14 protein-coding genes are annotated in these 15,524 nt (G+C 40.5%); 9 read left to right on the top strand and 5 right to left on the bottom strand.

All coding sequences use genetic code 11. The features are described 5' to 3' along the window. The first annotated feature begins 22 nt into the window (after positions 1–22). A complete protein-coding gene (gene lpxC, locus JMY09_RS10340; RefSeq protein WP_201623510.1) occupies positions 23–940 on the top strand; it encodes a UDP-3-O-acyl-N-acetylglucosamine deacetylase in 918 nt (305 codons plus the stop codon). Between the two features lie 285 nt (positions 941–1,225). On the opposite strand, the gene JMY09_RS10345 is transcribed toward lpxC, so the two are convergent. Then, positions 1,226–1,744 carry a hypothetical protein gene (locus JMY09_RS10345; RefSeq protein WP_201623511.1) on the bottom strand — a complete coding sequence of 173 codons (519 nt, stop codon included), beginning with the start codon at positions 1,742–1,744 and terminating at the stop codon, positions 1,226–1,228. A gap of 259 nt (positions 1,745–2,003) precedes the next feature. On the opposite strand from JMY09_RS10345, the gene JMY09_RS10350 reads away from it, so the two are divergent. Then, on the top strand, positions 2,004–2,723 hold the full coding sequence (locus JMY09_RS10350; RefSeq protein WP_201623512.1) for a CHAP domain-containing protein: 720 nt from the start codon (positions 2,004–2,006) through the stop codon (positions 2,721–2,723). Positions 2,724–2,855: 132 nt separating this feature from the next. Here the strand turns inward: JMY09_RS10350 and JMY09_RS10355 are convergent, their stop codons facing one another. Further along, the gene (locus JMY09_RS10355; protein ID WP_201623513.1) at positions 2,856–3,644 is read right to left on the bottom strand and encodes a DOMON domain-containing protein; all 789 of its coding nucleotides are present in this window, start codon (positions 3,642–3,644) and stop codon (positions 2,856–2,858) included. A gap of 123 nt (positions 3,645–3,767) precedes the next feature. Further along, positions 3,768–4,079, bottom strand: coding sequence for a YhbY family RNA-binding protein (locus JMY09_RS10360; protein WP_201623514.1), 312 nt, complete (start codon positions 4,077–4,079; stop codon positions 3,768–3,770). A gap of 430 nt (positions 4,080–4,509) precedes the next feature. Between JMY09_RS10360 and JMY09_RS10365 the strand changes: the two genes are divergently transcribed. From JMY09_RS10365 to JMY09_RS10395, 7 genes are all read left to right on the top strand, one after another. Beyond that, a complete protein-coding gene (locus tag JMY09_RS10365; protein WP_201623515.1) occupies positions 4,510–5,142 on the top strand; it encodes an RlmE family RNA methyltransferase in 633 nt (210 codons plus the stop codon). A 274-nt stretch (positions 5,143–5,416) separates the two neighbouring features. Next, positions 5,417–7,309, top strand: a complete 1,893-nt coding sequence (gene ftsH, locus JMY09_RS10370; RefSeq protein ID WP_320157834.1) for an ATP-dependent zinc metalloprotease FtsH — start codon at positions 5,417–5,419, stop codon at positions 7,307–7,309. A gap of 241 nt (positions 7,310–7,550) precedes the next feature. Continuing rightward, a complete protein-coding gene (gene folP, locus JMY09_RS10375; RefSeq protein WP_201623516.1) occupies positions 7,551–8,573 on the top strand; it encodes a dihydropteroate synthase in 1,023 nt (340 codons plus the stop codon). 45 nt (positions 8,574–8,618) lie between these two features. Next, a complete protein-coding gene (locus JMY09_RS10380; RefSeq protein ID WP_201623517.1) occupies positions 8,619–8,921 on the top strand; it encodes an FAD assembly factor SdhE in 303 nt (100 codons plus the stop codon). A gap of 104 nt (positions 8,922–9,025) precedes the next feature. Then, positions 9,026–9,472 (top strand): hypothetical protein, encoded by a 447-nt coding sequence (locus tag JMY09_RS10385; RefSeq protein WP_227677280.1) that lies wholly within the window; start codon positions 9,026–9,028, stop codon positions 9,470–9,472. Between the two features lie 238 nt (positions 9,473–9,710). Further along, a complete protein-coding gene (locus JMY09_RS10390; protein WP_201623519.1) occupies positions 9,711–10,436 on the top strand; it encodes a YidB family protein in 726 nt (241 codons plus the stop codon). 257 nt (positions 10,437–10,693) lie between these two features. After that, complete coding sequence (locus JMY09_RS10395) at positions 10,694–12,151, top strand: anion permease (protein WP_201623537.1); 1,458 nt, start codon at positions 10,694–10,696, stop codon at positions 12,149–12,151. A gap of 79 nt (positions 12,152–12,230) precedes the next feature. Here JMY09_RS10395 and JMY09_RS10400 read toward each other — a convergent pair whose 3' ends face one another. Then, positions 12,231–13,253 (bottom strand): regulatory protein RecX, encoded by a 1,023-nt coding sequence (locus JMY09_RS10400; RefSeq protein WP_201623520.1) that lies wholly within the window; start codon positions 13,251–13,253, stop codon positions 12,231–12,233. A gap of 47 nt (positions 13,254–13,300) precedes the next feature. Next, positions 13,301–14,359 carry a recombinase RecA gene (recA, locus tag JMY09_RS10405; protein WP_201623521.1) on the bottom strand — a complete coding sequence of 353 codons (1,059 nt, stop codon included), beginning with the start codon at positions 14,357–14,359 and terminating at the stop codon, positions 13,301–13,303. Positions 14,360–15,524: the final 1,165 nt, after the last annotated feature.

The raw sequence follows: 15,524 nt of genomic DNA on the forward strand, positions 1-15,524 counted from the left end.
CAAAATATGTGAGAGAGTAGCCATGAATCAACGAACTATAAAAACAGCTATAGCCATAACCGGCATCGGTCTGCATAGTGGCGAGCCTGTTGATCTAGAGTTTCATCCACAACCTATTAATACTGGCGTAGTCTTTGAGCGTTCTGATATTATCGGTAGCGCTCCTATTCCTGCTAGTGCTTTTTTAGTACAAGACACTATGATGTCATCGAACTTAGTGTTCGGTGGTACGCGTGTAGGTACTGTCGAACATTTACTTAGCGCTATCGCAGGTGTTGGGGTTGATAATCTGTTGATTCGAGTATCCGCTAGCGAAATTCCAATTATGGATGGTAGTGCTTCTCCTTTTGTAGGGCTATTGCTACAAGCTGGTTTTCGTGAGCAAGAAGCTGCTAAGAGGTTCTTAAGAATCGTTAAGCCAGTAAAAGTGAAAGTTGACGATAAATGGGCAGAACTGCGTCCTTATGATGGCTTTGAATTAAACTTCGAAATAGATTTTGATCATCCTGCTTTTGATAAGAACCATCAGCATGCCCAATTATGCTTTTCTACCCAAAACTTTATCGAAGAGTTAAGCTCTGCTCGCACTTTTGGCTTTTTAAGCGATATTGAAACATTGCGTAGTAATAATTTGGCGTTAGGTGGCAGTATGGACAATGCCATCGTCATCGATGACGCAAAAATCCTCAACGCTGAAGGTTTGCGTTATGCTGACGAATTTGTTCGTCATAAAATATTAGATGCGCTAGGTGATTTATATTTAATTGGCTATCCAATAATTGGTCGTTTTAATGCTTATAAATCAGGCCATGCATTAAACAATTTGCTAGTGCGCGAGATTCTTTCAGACAAAAGTAACTTCGAAATTGTAACTTTTGATGACAATGTAAGTTGTCCTATCGAATATTTACCTTTGAGTAGCCTAAGTATTGAAGGATGAATACACGAATATACAGGATGTATCGCAACAATTACGTAAGATTACATGCCTTGTGCAATTAATTAGCGCTAAAATGTCAATTTTTAGCTAAGTAAATAATTGATGAATAGCTCTATCCTAAGCCATATAAACCCTTCGCCTAGCAAGAAGTCGTCCTCTCTTTATATTCATATAATGCATATAAAGAGAGGACGACTTTTTTATTATTCAAAAAGTATAAAAGATGCCGCTTTAGTCAGCTTTTTTTTAGTTATATTTACATAGAATTACAGTGTAACTTGGCTATTATTCATCATTTAACAGTCGCATAAGGGCATTTTTAAGCTTTTTATCTGTGGTGACATGCTCAGCAGCCTGTGATATAGTCCTTTTTGTATTTTGGCTTAGAGCCCGATATGTACTAGCTTTAGGTTGTTTTGATGAAGTCGTTGTTAGTACAGATGGTTGTGGAGAGTGATAGTTATCATTAGTTTTATTAACTACCACGACACGGATATGCTTGAGTTGTTGAAATGTTAAAGACTGCTCCGTTAAAAGCTGTAGATAAGATTTTTGTAAATAACGGATGTGATTGGCTGCAGTAGTTGAAGTTACGCTGAGAGTTATTTGTTCAGTGCTTAACCCTACTACCCAGCAACTAGCAAGTATTTCATCTGGTAGACAGTCTACTAGAAGCTTTTTAATCTCATTAGTCGCTTCTACATAGAGACGCATATTGTCAGCAAGGGTTTGGGGTAGCGCGCTACCAGCAAAGGTTTGATGATCAATAAGTTGAGCAAGCTGATTAGGCTGTTTTTTTGGCATCGTGATAACTCATCTGATAGGTGAATAAAGCGATAGACAAAACCATTGAGTTAATTACTAACATAGATAAGATTGATCGCAAGCGCTTTAAGAGGTGGTCTAATGCATCGGTAATACTGCCAACGCTCCACTGAAGACTAAAGGTTAGCTGCTTTAAACAGGATTTTATCATGTTTATTTGATAATTATATCCTCTAAATTAATTGATGTTTCGTCACGGATGACGAGCAATCTTGTATTAACAATAGGTAGTAAATTTATGAAACGAGCTTTATTAATATTATCAGTATTGGGAATGGGCATAGCACAAACTAGTGGTGCTGCTGAAATAACCTTTCAACCTAATAATACCTTGACTCATATTACCAATAGCACCATTTCCAAAAATTATGGTTCCACAAAAAATATTTATAGTTCTAACAGTGGTGCTTATGTCTCTAGCAATGATGAAATCAGTCAAGCGATAGATAATCTTAGTGCTCAGGCCAAACAAAAAGAATATAAACTAGCCTCACTAACTAACCGCCTATCTTATGAAAGACAACAGCAATCAGGCTCTGTATTGAATAGTAACTCAGCTCCTGCTATTGCTGCCGCTCATGCTTCAAGAGTGGCTGTATCTAGAAGTACTGGATACTGTGCTCGCTATGTTCGTCAAGCCTTACAGATGGCTGGCTATGACTTCACACCTAATCCTTCAGCTTATCAATACGCTAGTCGTGGTACCCTTAGCAATGCAGGTTTTACTAAAATTAGTAATAGTTCGCAATCACAAGTAGGCGACGTTGTTGTTTATGATCGCTCCTCAAAGCATCCGCACGGACATATCCAGATCTTTGATGGTAATGGTTGGGTATCGGACTTCCGTCAGAGTAGTATCAGCCCTTATAGTGATGCCTATAGCTACACAACATGGCGCGATTCACAATATATGGATGATGCATCAAACCGTGGTATCTACCTAGCAATGGCTGAATAACAGATCGCTTAAGACGGCTATAGACTTATAATGCTCAAAAAACTCAGCAATGCTATTTAAAGCATCGCTGAGTTTTTTTGCATCTGCTGCTTATGTTGGTTATTAAAGGCTATTTAGGATTGCATACAGCGTTTATTGATTGAATGCTGTCCAGTATTGGCGTTGATGGAAATCGGGTGGAGTTGCGTGCCTGGGGGCGAAGTATAAAACAACCTTATCGAAGCTTAAAATTACACAAGGATGTAGTAAACCAATATTGTGATTCAAGCTCATTTCGTCGGCCTTGGTAGTAGTCATCGTAAGCTGATCTAAGTCAACAGAGAAACCACATTCATAGGCATGATCAGTATTACCATTGCTAGTAAAAGGGTGGCTGACAATACTGGACTCAATGTTGATGTTCGAATCAGATTTTAGTAGGGATTGAATGGACCGCTTTGATTGGCTTGTGGGATAAATAGGCCAATTGATATCCACCCTTTGCTCGCCATTGGGCTGTAACAAAGGGTTAGGAGGTAAAGAGCTGGGCTGGCGATAGCTATTAAATTCATAAACAGCATAACTGCCACTTGGACTGGCATTAATTTCAATATAACCAGTCGGATATTCTATTGTAGTTGTAGCATTAGCAACTGGCTTTAGCGGGCTAGCTATAAAGCACTCAAGACAAGTCTGCTCCCATAAATAGTCAGTAAACTTAACTTGCTGCTGCTGCCATTTTGGCCAATTTAACTGATCTGCTAAATACTGGCTAGGCAGTTGTATTTTATAGTTCAGATAGAGCTGAAGCGTTGACTGTGGCATAAGAGTGGCGCTCACAGTAACTTGAATTGCTAACAGTTGCGATACAGATACCCCAAGTTGCTCTGCATTTGCGGCTAAATTTTCAGTAGCCAGCTGTAGCTGAAAGAGTTGACTCATAATGTTGATTCACAGTAGCAGTTGCTATTTGTAGTAAAAAATATAAAACAAAGGCCGCGGTAGCTATTACTCGCGGCCTTTATAGTTATCACTCTTACAATAAGCAATTTTAGCTTATTATAGTTATTCTGCGTGACGCGCCAAATTTGAAAGCTTTGGATTGGCATTTGGGTTTTGACGTAGTAATAAAGCCATGCGTCCAATAGTGTGAATCAGTTGGGCTTTGGCAGCAACAGCAAGTTCAGTGCAAACTAAGTCGCGTTCAGCCTTACTACCAGCAGGCAATTTGACTTTAATGAGCTCGTGATCGTTTAGAGCACGATTAATCTCTTCGGTGATAGCTGGGGTAACGCCGTTATTACCAATCATAACTATGGGTTTTAGCTCATGACCGATACCTTTTAGGCGTTTGATTGTAGCGTTGTCGAGTTGCATATAATTCCTAAGCGTTAATAAAATAAAAAGGTAATGACCATCGTAGGCTGATGACTATTATAAATAACTTATACTCATCTTGCACGGAAACTGTAGAATTGTGCACGATTTTAGCGAATGAAGATGTTAAACTGGATGCTTTAGCTCATTATAGACGCTACTGAACAATAAAGCAGTTAAATGATGGTTATCACCCTCTATTTAGAGGGTTGGTTTCGGTTAATGACTAAGCTTAATAGTGAATTTAAACAAATAAGCTTAATGGCTAAGTTTCTTAACCAAGTAACGCTGTAAAAACTGTTTATTTAAAAATTATAAACCCGTATATCCGTGATAATTGCTCATGGCTATAATCATGAGCGGCTGAGTAATATTTAATAATCATAGTCAATAAGCATAATTGATAGTCATAGCAATAGGAGTAATTATTTTGGCCACGCGTATCGATAATAAAAAGCTAACCAAAAGTAGCCGCGCTTGGATAAAAGAACATATTGATGATCATTATGTGAAAAAAGCCCAACAAGATGGCTATCGTGCACGTGCCGCTTATAAACTCATTGAGATCAATGACAAGACTAATCTTATTAGTAAAGGTATGACCGTAGTTGATTTAGGAAGTGCTCCGGGTAGTTGGTCACAAGTAGCCAGCAAATTGGTTGGAGAAAAAGGAACATTAATAGCTTCTGATATTTTAGCCATGGATGCCTTGGCAGATGTTACCTTTATTCAAGGGGATTTTCGCGAAGCAGCAGTTTTTGACAGTATTATGGCTGAGGTCGGCGACAGGTCAGTAGATGTAGTGTTGTCAGATATGGCCCCTAATACTGCAGGCAATAGTGCTATTGATCAGCCACGAATGATTTACTTATGCGAGCTGGCAGTAGATTTTGCTTTGGCCACATTGCCAGAGGGTGGGGCGTTGATCATGAAAGTATTCCAAGGTTCTGGAACACAAGAGCTACGTAAAAAGATGCAGATTGATTTTAGTAAAGTGCGTACGATTAAACCTGATGCATCACGCCCGCGCTCAAAAGAGGTGTTTTGGATAGCTATAAAATAATTTATATATTCAGGCTATTCAATAGGTTATGATAAGTTGATAACCTATGATAAATCATCGGTAAGCTCCTTTAAAGCAGATAGAAACTGCTACAATTGTTAACTCAATAAACTCAACCTATGTATTGAATAATAAGAGTTAAATCCACATATAATGCTATATTAACTTTGTTTCTAGTATTTATTTTAAGCAAAGTCGTCTGATAATAAACGATTAAGTTTATAGGCGTCACGTGTCAAGTTGACACACCAATAAGTAAGGGATGGGAAAACTAGTGAGCGACATGGTAAAAAATACCTTATTGTGGCTGGTGATAATCGGCGTTTTGGTGCTGGTATTCAGCGGCTTTGATAAATCTACTGAGCCTGATAGCCTAAACTACTCTGAATTCGTGACCGCAGTGTCCGAAAATCAGGTAGCTAGCATTGAAATTGACGGCGAGCAAATCACTGGCGAGAAGAAAAATGGTTCAACTTTTGAGACCATTCGCCCTGCTGTAGCTGATGAACAGCTACTACCGCTACTGCGTGAAAACAAAGTAAATATTGAAGGTACGGCACCTAAGCGTCAAAGTGTCTTAATGCAGTTGTTAATTGCCAGCTTCCCAATCCTGTTGATTATCGGCCTCTTTTTATTCTTTATGCGTAATATGCAAGGTGGCGCTGGCGGGAAAGGTGGCGGTCCGATGAGCTTCGGTAAATCGAAAGCTAAAATGCTCACTGAAGACCAGATCAAAGTAAACTTCGACGATGTGGCTGGTTGTGAAGAAGCCAAAGAAGAAGTCGTTGAAGTAGTTGAGTTCTTACGTGATCCTGACAAATTTACTAAACTTGGTGCTACTATTCCACGTGGTATTTTGATGGTAGGTCCACCGGGTACTGGTAAAACACTGTTAGCGCGAGCCATTGCAGGTGAGGCTAAAGTACCATTCTTCTCAATTTCAGGGTCTGATTTTGTGGAGATGTTCGTCGGTGTTGGTGCTTCTCGTGTCCGTGATATGTTTGAACAGGCCAAGAAAAGTGCGCCATGTATCATCTTTATCGATGAGATTGATGCAGTAGGTCGCCATCGTGGTTCCGGTATGGGCGGTGGTAATGATGAACGTGAGCAGACGCTTAACCAATTACTAGTTGAGATGGATGGTTTTGAAGGTAATGAAGGCGTTATCGTTATTGCGGCAACTAATCGTGCCGATGTACTCGATAAAGCTTTATTACGTCCAGGCCGTTTTGACCGTCAAGTACAAGTAGGCTTGCCAGACATTAAAGGTCGTGAGCAAATTCTAAAAGTGCATTTGCGTAAGCTGCCTAACACTACTGGGGTCGATGCCAATTCACTGGCTCGTGGTACTCCTGGATTCACTGGTGCACAGCTTGCCAACTTAGTGAACGAAGCTGCATTATTTGCCGCTCGTCGCAGCAAACGCAGTGTAGATATGAATGACTTTGAAGACGCTAAAGATAAGCTATACATGGGTCCTGAGCGTAAGTCTATGGTCATCCGTGAAGAAGAGCGTCGTGCTACTGCTTATCATGAGTCAGGCCATGCGTTAGTCGCTGAACTTTTACCAGGCACTGATCCTGTACATAAAGTCACTATCATGCCACGTGGCTTTGCCCTTGGGGTAACTTGGCAGCTGCCTGAGCATGACCAGACTAGTCTTTATAAGTCAAAAATGCTCAGTGATATCGCTATCTTGTTCGGTGGTCGGATTGCAGAAGAAGTGTTTATTAATCAGATGTCAACGGGCGCTTCTAATGACTTTGAGCGTGCTACTAAAATGGCACGAGCGATGGTCACTAAATACGGTATGTCTGATGCGTTAGGCATCATGGTCTACGAAGATGATGATAATTCGCAAGGCTACTTTGGTGGCGGTGGACGCTCTATTTCAGAAGCTACTCAGCAAAAAGTAGATGATGAAGTGCGCCGGATGTTAGAAGAGCAGTATGATATCGCTCGTGAGCTAATCGAAGCCAACCAAGATAAGATGCATGCTATGGTAGATGCTTTAATGAAGTGGGAAACTATCGATCGGGATCAATTACAAGATATCTTAGCTGGTGAAGCACCACGTGCACCAAGAGTTTATCAACATAATGAAGTCAATCTCTCGAAAGATCATACGACTACTACTGTTACACCACCGCCATTACCAGCGATGTAGAGTAGGCTGTTAGCTTTATAAGTTGATTGAGTATTATGGTAAGAAGCCCTTTCTAGTAAAGGGCTTTTTTTTGTGCAAATTTGCGCTTAATAATGAGTTTAGTACTAAGGCTGATGAATAGGAAGCGTTACCAACGATAAAGAATCGCTAGTAAGCGCTACTTACTCCTAAGGTTATTTTACTGCTATGATAAGTAAGATTTGTTACCTTACCTATAAATATTTCTACTATTGGATGGCTCATGTCATTATTTCAGCCTTTACCAGCATATAAAATAACTAGTCGTCATAAAGTGCTAGACTTATCCCAGCCTCATATTATGGCCATATTAAATGTGACTCCTGATTCCTTTTCAGACGGTGGTCGGTTTAATGGCGTTGACGAGGCCGTTAGCCACTGTCAAGAAATGATACGAGCAGGGGCAACTATTATCGATATTGGTGGTGAGTCTACTCGGCCCAATGCTGAAATCATCGGCACTACTGAAGAGATTAATCGAGTTATACCAGTAGTGAAAGCCATTCGTAAGCAGTGCGGTGATGATATATGGCTGTCTATCGATACTAGCAATCCTGCGGTAATAGAAGCCGCTGTTGCAGCAGGAGCAGATCTTTGGAATGATGTGCGCGCGCTAAAACGTCCAGGTGCAGCAGCTATGGCAGTGCAGCTGGATATACCTATTATGCTAATGCATATGCGCGGTGAACCGACGACTATGAACGACTTGGCACACTATGAGAATGTTATAACTGAAGTGAGTGCTGAGCTGATTGCTCGTATAGAGCAAGTTACTGCTGCTGGCGTCAAGCATGATAAGATAATCATTGATCCAGGCTTTGGCTTTGCTAAGAATTATGAGCATCATTGTGCGCTATTAACCCAATTGCACCGCTTACAAGCGCTTAAGTTGCCAATCATATTCGGCATCTCTCGTAAGCGTTTTTTGGCAGAAGTGCTACAAAAAAGCGGGGTGGCAACGGTGGCAGATACGCAAGCCGTACAACGTGATGCTGCGAGCACTGCGGCAGGATTATTAGCATTACAACAAGGGGCTAGCATCATCCGTACTCATAATGTGGCCATGATGCAGCAAGCAGTAGCCTTATGGCAACAGCTAGTGGCTTATGATATTGATAACAATAACAAAAGTGCTAGTACTAGTACAAATAGCAGTAATAGTATCAATGTCAGCAGCAGCAGCAGCAGCAGCAGCAGCAGCAGCAGCAGCAGCAGCATCAACACCAACACTAGTAGCAAGATGTAGTTTCGATGGCCTATTTCAACTTTTATAATATACAGAGCATATTCTATGAGCACTATCGATTCAGGGATTAATAAACCAGCGCAACAGCCGCAAGCAACTACTGAGCAGCGCCGTATTATTTATCAAGCACGCCGCGGACTCAAAGAGTTGGATTTTTATATCGACCCTTATATTAAAGAGCTTTATCTACTAGCTACTCCTGCTGAGCAGCTGACCTTTGCGGAGATGCTTACTTATGAAGATCCGGATTTATTAGATTATTTTACCAATCAGAGCCAACCAGAAGATAAAGCGGTATGGGCACTAGTAAACAAGATCAAAACATGGCGCCACGGCAAAGGGTTATGATAGCGATGACTACTATAAAATAATTGCTAGCAGTTATAGAGCGAGCTAATACAGAATTTTTATGACGTCATTAGCTAAGGTATAAGCCTAAGGATATGATACTTATGACTTCGCTACGCATTGACACAGCTATCGGTACTAGTAGTTATTTAAGGCTGCTGCTATATGTGGCATTGACTAGCGTACTAATACTATTAGCTTGGTCGGCTAATTTATCGCTTTGGCAATATGGGTTACTAATAACTGTAACTGCGCTGGTAGGAAGTTATTTGGCTTTATCGCGACCAATCTTGCTGCACTTAAGTCAGCCACCCCTAAGTCAACCGCTTAATCAAGGCTGGCAACTGCTAATGCGTACCGGCCATGGTGATAAGTTATGGCAAGCTGATCTAGTAAAAGTATATCGTTATCAGGCTATTATTCATTTTAGTTTCCAGCTGGTTGAACCTTATCGTAAACCTTGGGCAGTGACAGTATATCGTGACCAGATGAGTAAGGAGCAGTGGCAACAGCTAAATATACTAGCTACGGTTACCTATGTGCAGACTTGAGAGTGGGATACAGGAATTAAATGTGCCGATTAAAAGCGCTGTGTTAAACGATAACTAAATTTTTATGGTTGGTTATCTAAGTGCTACAGCCTATAACAAAATGCCTATCTAGATAGTTATTGATATCTGCTATCTTACTTGAATAGCTATTCCCTATCTCTTTGATAGGGATGCTGACATGAAAGTTACTAATCGTTATTTGGCCAAACCAATATCTCAATAATAAAAGGATAATACCATGAGTTTATTAGGAAATTTAGTTTCACAAGTTGCCCGTAGTGCTTTAGACCCACAAGACGCTCAGCGCAATCCCGTTAATCAACAAAGTGCGCCACGCCGTACTGGTGGACTAGGGGATATATTGGGTAGCGTATTGACTGGCGGTAGCCATCAGCCACGAGACTACAATCCGCAGCAGTATGAGCGTCAGCAAGACAATGGTTTTGGTCTGGATGATATTATAGGGGGCTTAGGTGGGCTGATGGGCGGTAACCAACGTGGCGGTATGAGTTCAGGTGCAGGCGGCTTAGGCGATATTTTAGGCAGTGTGCTAGGTGGTGGACAACGTCGCAGTGGCTTCGGTGGCAAAGGCATGCTGGTAGCTGCTTTAATGCCTATGGTACTCAGCTGGGTACAACGTAATGGTGGCTTGAGTGGCGCATTATCTAAAATAACGGGCATGGGCTATGAGAGCCAAGCTAAGTCTTGGATGAGTAATAACCAACAAAATGACAATCTTGATCCCAACGAAGTCAGTCGCTTATTTGATGAAAATGAGATTCAGCAAGTAGCTGCGCATACAGGAGCTAATGATAGCGAAGTCCGTCAAGGTTTAGCGGAACTATTACCTGAAGTAATGAATCAGCTGACTCCTAACGGTAACTTAGATCACGAATCTGAAGCCAACCAAGAGATTGATCAAATTATCAGTCAACTATCTAGCCGCTTAGGTAGCTTAAAATAGTAGTTTTATGCTATTGATTATGAATAGATAAATAAATTATTATAAAAGTAAGTTTATAGATAGCTAAAGAGTACGCTAAATAGCGTGCTCTTTTTTATTGTCTATGATAAAGCAGCACTCATATAGTGGTTATATGTCATCTATATAGTTAGTTGATGGTTACTTCACAGTTTAACTGTGCTTTAATTATAAGTTAGTAACACCCAGTGTTATATATCAAGCCTATTAGATCAATAAATTAGAGAAGAGAGTAGATGATGCCGTTTAAGCCCATACCTAGTGCCATTGCTATTTTAGTGGCTTTAATTATTTGGTTTATCATTCCTATACCTACTGGCGTGACCCCTGAAGCTTGGCATATGTTAGCGCTATTTATTGGAACTATTGTGGCTATTATCGGTAAAGTCTTACCAATTGGGGCTATTGCTATTATCGCTGTAACTTTAGTAGCGCTTACCGGTGTTACTAATGAAAGTCCAAAAGAAGCTATTGCTGATGCCTTATCTAGCTATTCAAGCCCACTGATTTGGTTGATTGGGATAGCAGTTATGATCTCACGAGGCTTGATAAAAACTGGTCTAGGACGGCGCATTGCTTATTACTTTATCTCTATTTTTGGTAAAAAAACTATCGGCGTGGCTTATTCACTAACCGCAGCTGAATTGATGATTGCCCCTATTACCCCCTCTAATACTGCACGAGGTGGGGGTATTATTCATCCGATTATGAAGTCTATTGCACAAAGTTTTCACTCGACTCCTGAGGAGGGCAGTCAAAAAAAGATCGGTAGTTACTTAGCGATGGTCAATTATCACGCTAACCCTATCACTTCAGGGATGTTTATTACCGCAACCGCTCCCAACCCTTTAGTCGTTGACTTAGTCAATAAATCTACTGGTGGTGATATTCAGCTGTCATGGACTACATGGGCAGTGGCGATGTTTATACCAGGTATGTTGTGTTTGATATTGATGCCAATAGTTATTTATCTTATTTATCCTCCCGAAGTTAAACAAACCCCTGATGCTAAGAATTTTGCAAAAGACAATTTGCTGGAGATGGGGCAGGTAAGTACTCAAGAGAAGATCATGCTTGGGGTGTTTGCGCTAATGCTTATATTATGGGCCAATATACCGGCGTTACTCTTAGGTGAGCAATATAGCGTCGACGCTACCACTACAGCGTTTATTGGCCTCTCCACTTTGATACTGACTGGGGTGCTGACTTGGGACGATATACTCCAAGAGAAATCGGCTTGGGATACTATTATTTGGTTCGGTGCCTTGATTATGATGGCCTCATACCTAAATAAACTAGGGCTAATCAGTTGGTTTTCAGAAAATATTCAAGCTATGATCGCGATGACGGGCTTAGGTTGGATCGGAGCAGTAGTGATTCTAACTTTAGTATATCTTTATATTCACTACCTCTTTGCAAGTACTACGGCGCACATCACTGCTCTCTTCGCAGCTTTCTATGCGGTTGGACTGAGCTTAGGTGCACCACCGATGCTGTATGCGCTAATTCTGGCAGCAGCTGGTAATATTATGATGACCCTAACCCATTATGCAACTGGTACGGCGCCAGTTATTTTTAACTCAGGTTATGTGACACTTGGAGAATGGTGGGGAGTTGGCGCAGTAATGAGTGTAGTGAACTTAGTGATTTGGATTGGCGCAGGTCTACTATGGTGGAAGTTCTTGGGCTATTATTAATTTGACCCTCAATTGATATCAGATGTGAGTTATCGCTAAAAATTCGCAGAAGCTCCTAAGTAAGCTCAAGGCTCTACTGCTAAAAGCGTTCATCTAAAGTATCTAGAGTATAGTTGAGCGCTTGAAAGCAAACATCACCATTAAAACCGCGATATTGTAAAAAACGTAGTTGTTTGGCTTTTTCTTTTTGTTCAGTAGGAATATGGTCGCCATATTTTTTGGTACGGGCAGTCACTGCTAGTTTGAGCCAATCAACCCCCTCAACTAAGCTGTCCTCATCTTCATCAACGAACTCGCTAAACTCCTCAGACTCAGTATTGGCCATGTCAATAAGCTCATCAATATTACTGGGCATATCGATATTTTTTTTATAAAACTCTTGTCTAATACGGCCACGGCCACGACCCTTACGAATGCTTTCACGAATCAGCATCAAAGTCGTACGATAATCGCTTTGATAGCCTTTTTGTGCAAACTCATCTAGTAAGGTATCAATGCTATCTGGGTCTTGCTCCTTGTCGACTAGCTTTTGCTTGAGCTCAGCTCGTCCATACTCACGGCGAGACAAGTAATAAAAAGCCAGCCAACGTAAGCGACTCTCAGCTTTGATAGCATCTAACTCAGCTTGTTTTTGCTCAGGCGTGCGTAGATAGGCCTTTAAAGCAGAGGGAAGATTATCTGTTGAATGAGTGGTTTCGCTACGGCTGTCATTGTTACTATCGACAGCCTGGTTTTGACTAAGATGGCCATCTTGCTTTATTTCTGCGAGCATCTGCTTGATACTTTGTGCCGCAGGCGGCTGATAGATAGGTGCGTCATTAGGTTCAGCAATAAAGTCTGAGGCAGGATGAAAAGTTTTTTTCTTTTTTTTCTTATTATTGGAGTTGGATTTAGCAGCTTGAACTGAAGAGCCGATAGCAGACTTTGGGTAAAGAGTTTGGCTGAAGAGTGCATCGTCTACGCTAGAGCTAGACTCGATTGGCTGTTTATTGTTTGAATAGTAAGCTTTAGATTTTTTATTTTGCTTACGTTCAGATACAGTAGAACTAGCCGAGTCGCCTGACGACTCAGCTAGTATTTCGGCTAAGGTTTTAATCTGCATAATAGTTAATCACGCGAGTTATATCACAGCGCCTAAGCAAGCAGCTGCTATTGTATTGGCTCTGCTGCTAGTTCTTCATCAGCTTCTTCAACTTTTGCTGGTTTACCATCATCAACTGGGCCTAGTTTTTCGGCGCGGATTTTGGCTTCAATTTCTTCAGCAATAGCAGGGTTTTCTTTGAGATAGATGACTGAATTGGCTTTACCTTGACCAATTTTTTCATCGCCATAGCTATACCAAGAGCCCGCTTTACCTACGGCACCGATTTCAACGCCTAAGTCGATTACTTCTGCTAAATGGTTAGTACCTTCACCATAAGTAATTTCGAACTCTGCTTGACGAAAAGGCGGAGCCATTTTGTTTTTGATGACTTTGACACGAGTCTGGTTACCGATGATTTCATCACCATTTTTGACTGCACCAATACGGCGAATATCCATGCGTACAGAAGCGTAAAACTTTAGAGCGTTACCGCCAGTAGTCGTCTCTGGGCTACCAAACATTACCCCGATTTTCATACGGATTTGGTTAATAAACACTACCATACAGTTAGAGCGTTTGGCATTACCAGTAATTTTACGTAGGGCTTGGCTCATCAAACGTGCTTGTAAGCCCATATGTGAATCACCCATCTCACCTTCGATTTCAGCACGTGGCGTCAAAGCAGCTACTGAGTCAATAACGATCATATCGACTGCACCTGATCGTACCAGCATATCAGTGATTTCAAGCGCTTGTTCGCCATTATCAGGCTGAGAGATCAATAAGTCGTCAGTGTTGATACCAAGTTTGCGTGCATAGACTGGATCTAGAGCATGTTCAGCATCAATAAAGGCACAAGTACCGCCTTGCTTTTGGCACTGGGCGATTGCTTGTAAGGTCATAGTGGTTTTGCCTGAGCTTTCAGGACCATAAATCTCAATAATACGACCTTTAGGGAGACCGCCAATACCGAGAGCAATATCTAATCCAAGCGAGCCTGTTGAGACTACATCAACATCCATAGCGGCTGAATCGTCACCCAGATGCATAATAGTATTTTTGCCAAATTGCTTTTCGATTTGACCTAATGCTGCTTTAAGTGCTTTAGCTTTGTTCTCGTCCATAATGGACTCCTTGTTATCAACAAATATTATTAACAGATAATTTAAATATAAAACCATCTCAGCTAGCAGTTAGTGACTGATACTTAGCATCACCTAATAAGTAAACTATCTTAATAGCCAGTAAGTCGTTTTATTAGTAAATAGGGCTTACCTTGCTATAATTGCTAGCGTTAAATCATACAACCATTAAGGTCATACCAAAGGTGTAGCATTGAGAGTGAAACAAACAGTGCAAGATGATATGAGTGACATATCATCTTACTATACAGGAAATATCAACGATAAAAAGTCAATAATAGTCAGGCTTTGCCCAGACATTAGAGAACAGGGTTAGACGTTTGCTGTTACGGCCACCTGTTTATTAGATGAGGTAATTATAGCAAAATCCAAGGCTTTTATTTAGTCACCCTAGACGCTAAGCGACAATCATTGTCGCGTAAATTTTTAATATTTTAGTAGTTAATTAAGGTTACTTATTAGACGAAAGATGCTATAAATAAGCAGTAGGCCTTATTATTCATAGTCTATAATTTAATGCTGTTGAGAATAGTTCAAGCTTCAGTGTGCTTTATATCATTAAATGGTTCACCTATTAGCTGTTAACGATTTAATAAATTTGCAACATTATTGGATGCCGTTGTCAATATTTAATTGACTCAGGACTATAAAATAATTGATATTAATTCTTAAGCTGTGAAACATAGATATTATTAATAACTTAATTAAAAATAATCTAAAATAATTTTATATCCATTTAAATTATGTATAAGCTATTGATTTTATTGAAATTATAAATTGTATAAAAAGTAACCAATTTTACCTTATCCTTTAAGCTATCAACTCAGATCGCTGTCAAGTAGTGAGTTATCCACAGGGTTATCCACAGCTTCTGGGGAGAACTCAGCAAACCCTTATGCTGTCAATGTTTGCGCAGATGGCAAAAACACTGGCGCTTATAGATTAGAGCTAAAAAGGAGTAACTGCTGCTAACAACTATTACTAAAGTCACTAATAACAGCGAGGTTTCACATCAGCTACGGTTATCTGTAAAGGGCTGATTATAACCAGCTGACGGCTGATAGCATAAAACAGCAGCTCATATAAAAATAATAACTAATTAAATTAGCCGACTGAGCACTGAGAAAAATCATCCTGCAGAGGGACA

Source organism: Psychrobacter urativorans (assembly GCF_904846695.1).
Lineage (GTDB): Bacteria > Pseudomonadota > Gammaproteobacteria > Pseudomonadales > Moraxellaceae > Psychrobacter > Psychrobacter urativorans.

Excerpts from the sequence above, each read along its gene's own strand:
- lpxC (WP_201623510.1), top strand. The coding sequence starts at position 23 with ATGAATCAACGAACTATAAAAACAGCTATAGCCATAACCGGCATCGGT.
- JMY09_RS10345 (WP_201623511.1), bottom strand. The coding sequence starts at position 1,744 with ATGCCAAAAAAACAGCCTAATCAGCTTGCTCAACTTATTGATCATCAA.
- JMY09_RS10350 (WP_201623512.1), top strand. The coding sequence starts at position 2,004 with ATGAAACGAGCTTTATTAATATTATCAGTATTGGGAATGGGCATAGCA.
- JMY09_RS10355 (WP_201623513.1), bottom strand. The coding sequence starts at position 3,644 with ATGAGTCAACTCTTTCAGCTACAGCTGGCTACTGAAAATTTAGCCGCA.
- JMY09_RS10360 (WP_201623514.1), bottom strand. The coding sequence starts at position 4,079 with ATGCAACTCGACAACGCTACAATCAAACGCCTAAAAGGTATCGGTCAT.
- folP (WP_201623516.1), top strand. The coding sequence starts at position 7,551 with ATGTCATTATTTCAGCCTTTACCAGCATATAAAATAACTAGTCGTCAT.
- JMY09_RS10380 (WP_201623517.1), top strand. The coding sequence starts at position 8,619 with ATGAGCACTATCGATTCAGGGATTAATAAACCAGCGCAACAGCCGCAA.
- JMY09_RS10385 (WP_227677280.1), top strand. The coding sequence starts at position 9,026 with ATGACTTCGCTACGCATTGACACAGCTATCGGTACTAGTAGTTATTTA.
- JMY09_RS10390 (WP_201623519.1), top strand. The coding sequence starts at position 9,711 with ATGAGTTTATTAGGAAATTTAGTTTCACAAGTTGCCCGTAGTGCTTTA.
- JMY09_RS10395 (WP_201623537.1), top strand. The coding sequence starts at position 10,694 with ATGCCGTTTAAGCCCATACCTAGTGCCATTGCTATTTTAGTGGCTTTA.
- JMY09_RS10400 (WP_201623520.1), bottom strand. The coding sequence starts at position 13,253 with ATGCAGATTAAAACCTTAGCCGAAATACTAGCTGAGTCGTCAGGCGAC.
- recA (WP_201623521.1), bottom strand. The coding sequence starts at position 14,359 with ATGGACGAGAACAAAGCTAAAGCACTTAAAGCAGCATTAGGTCAAATC.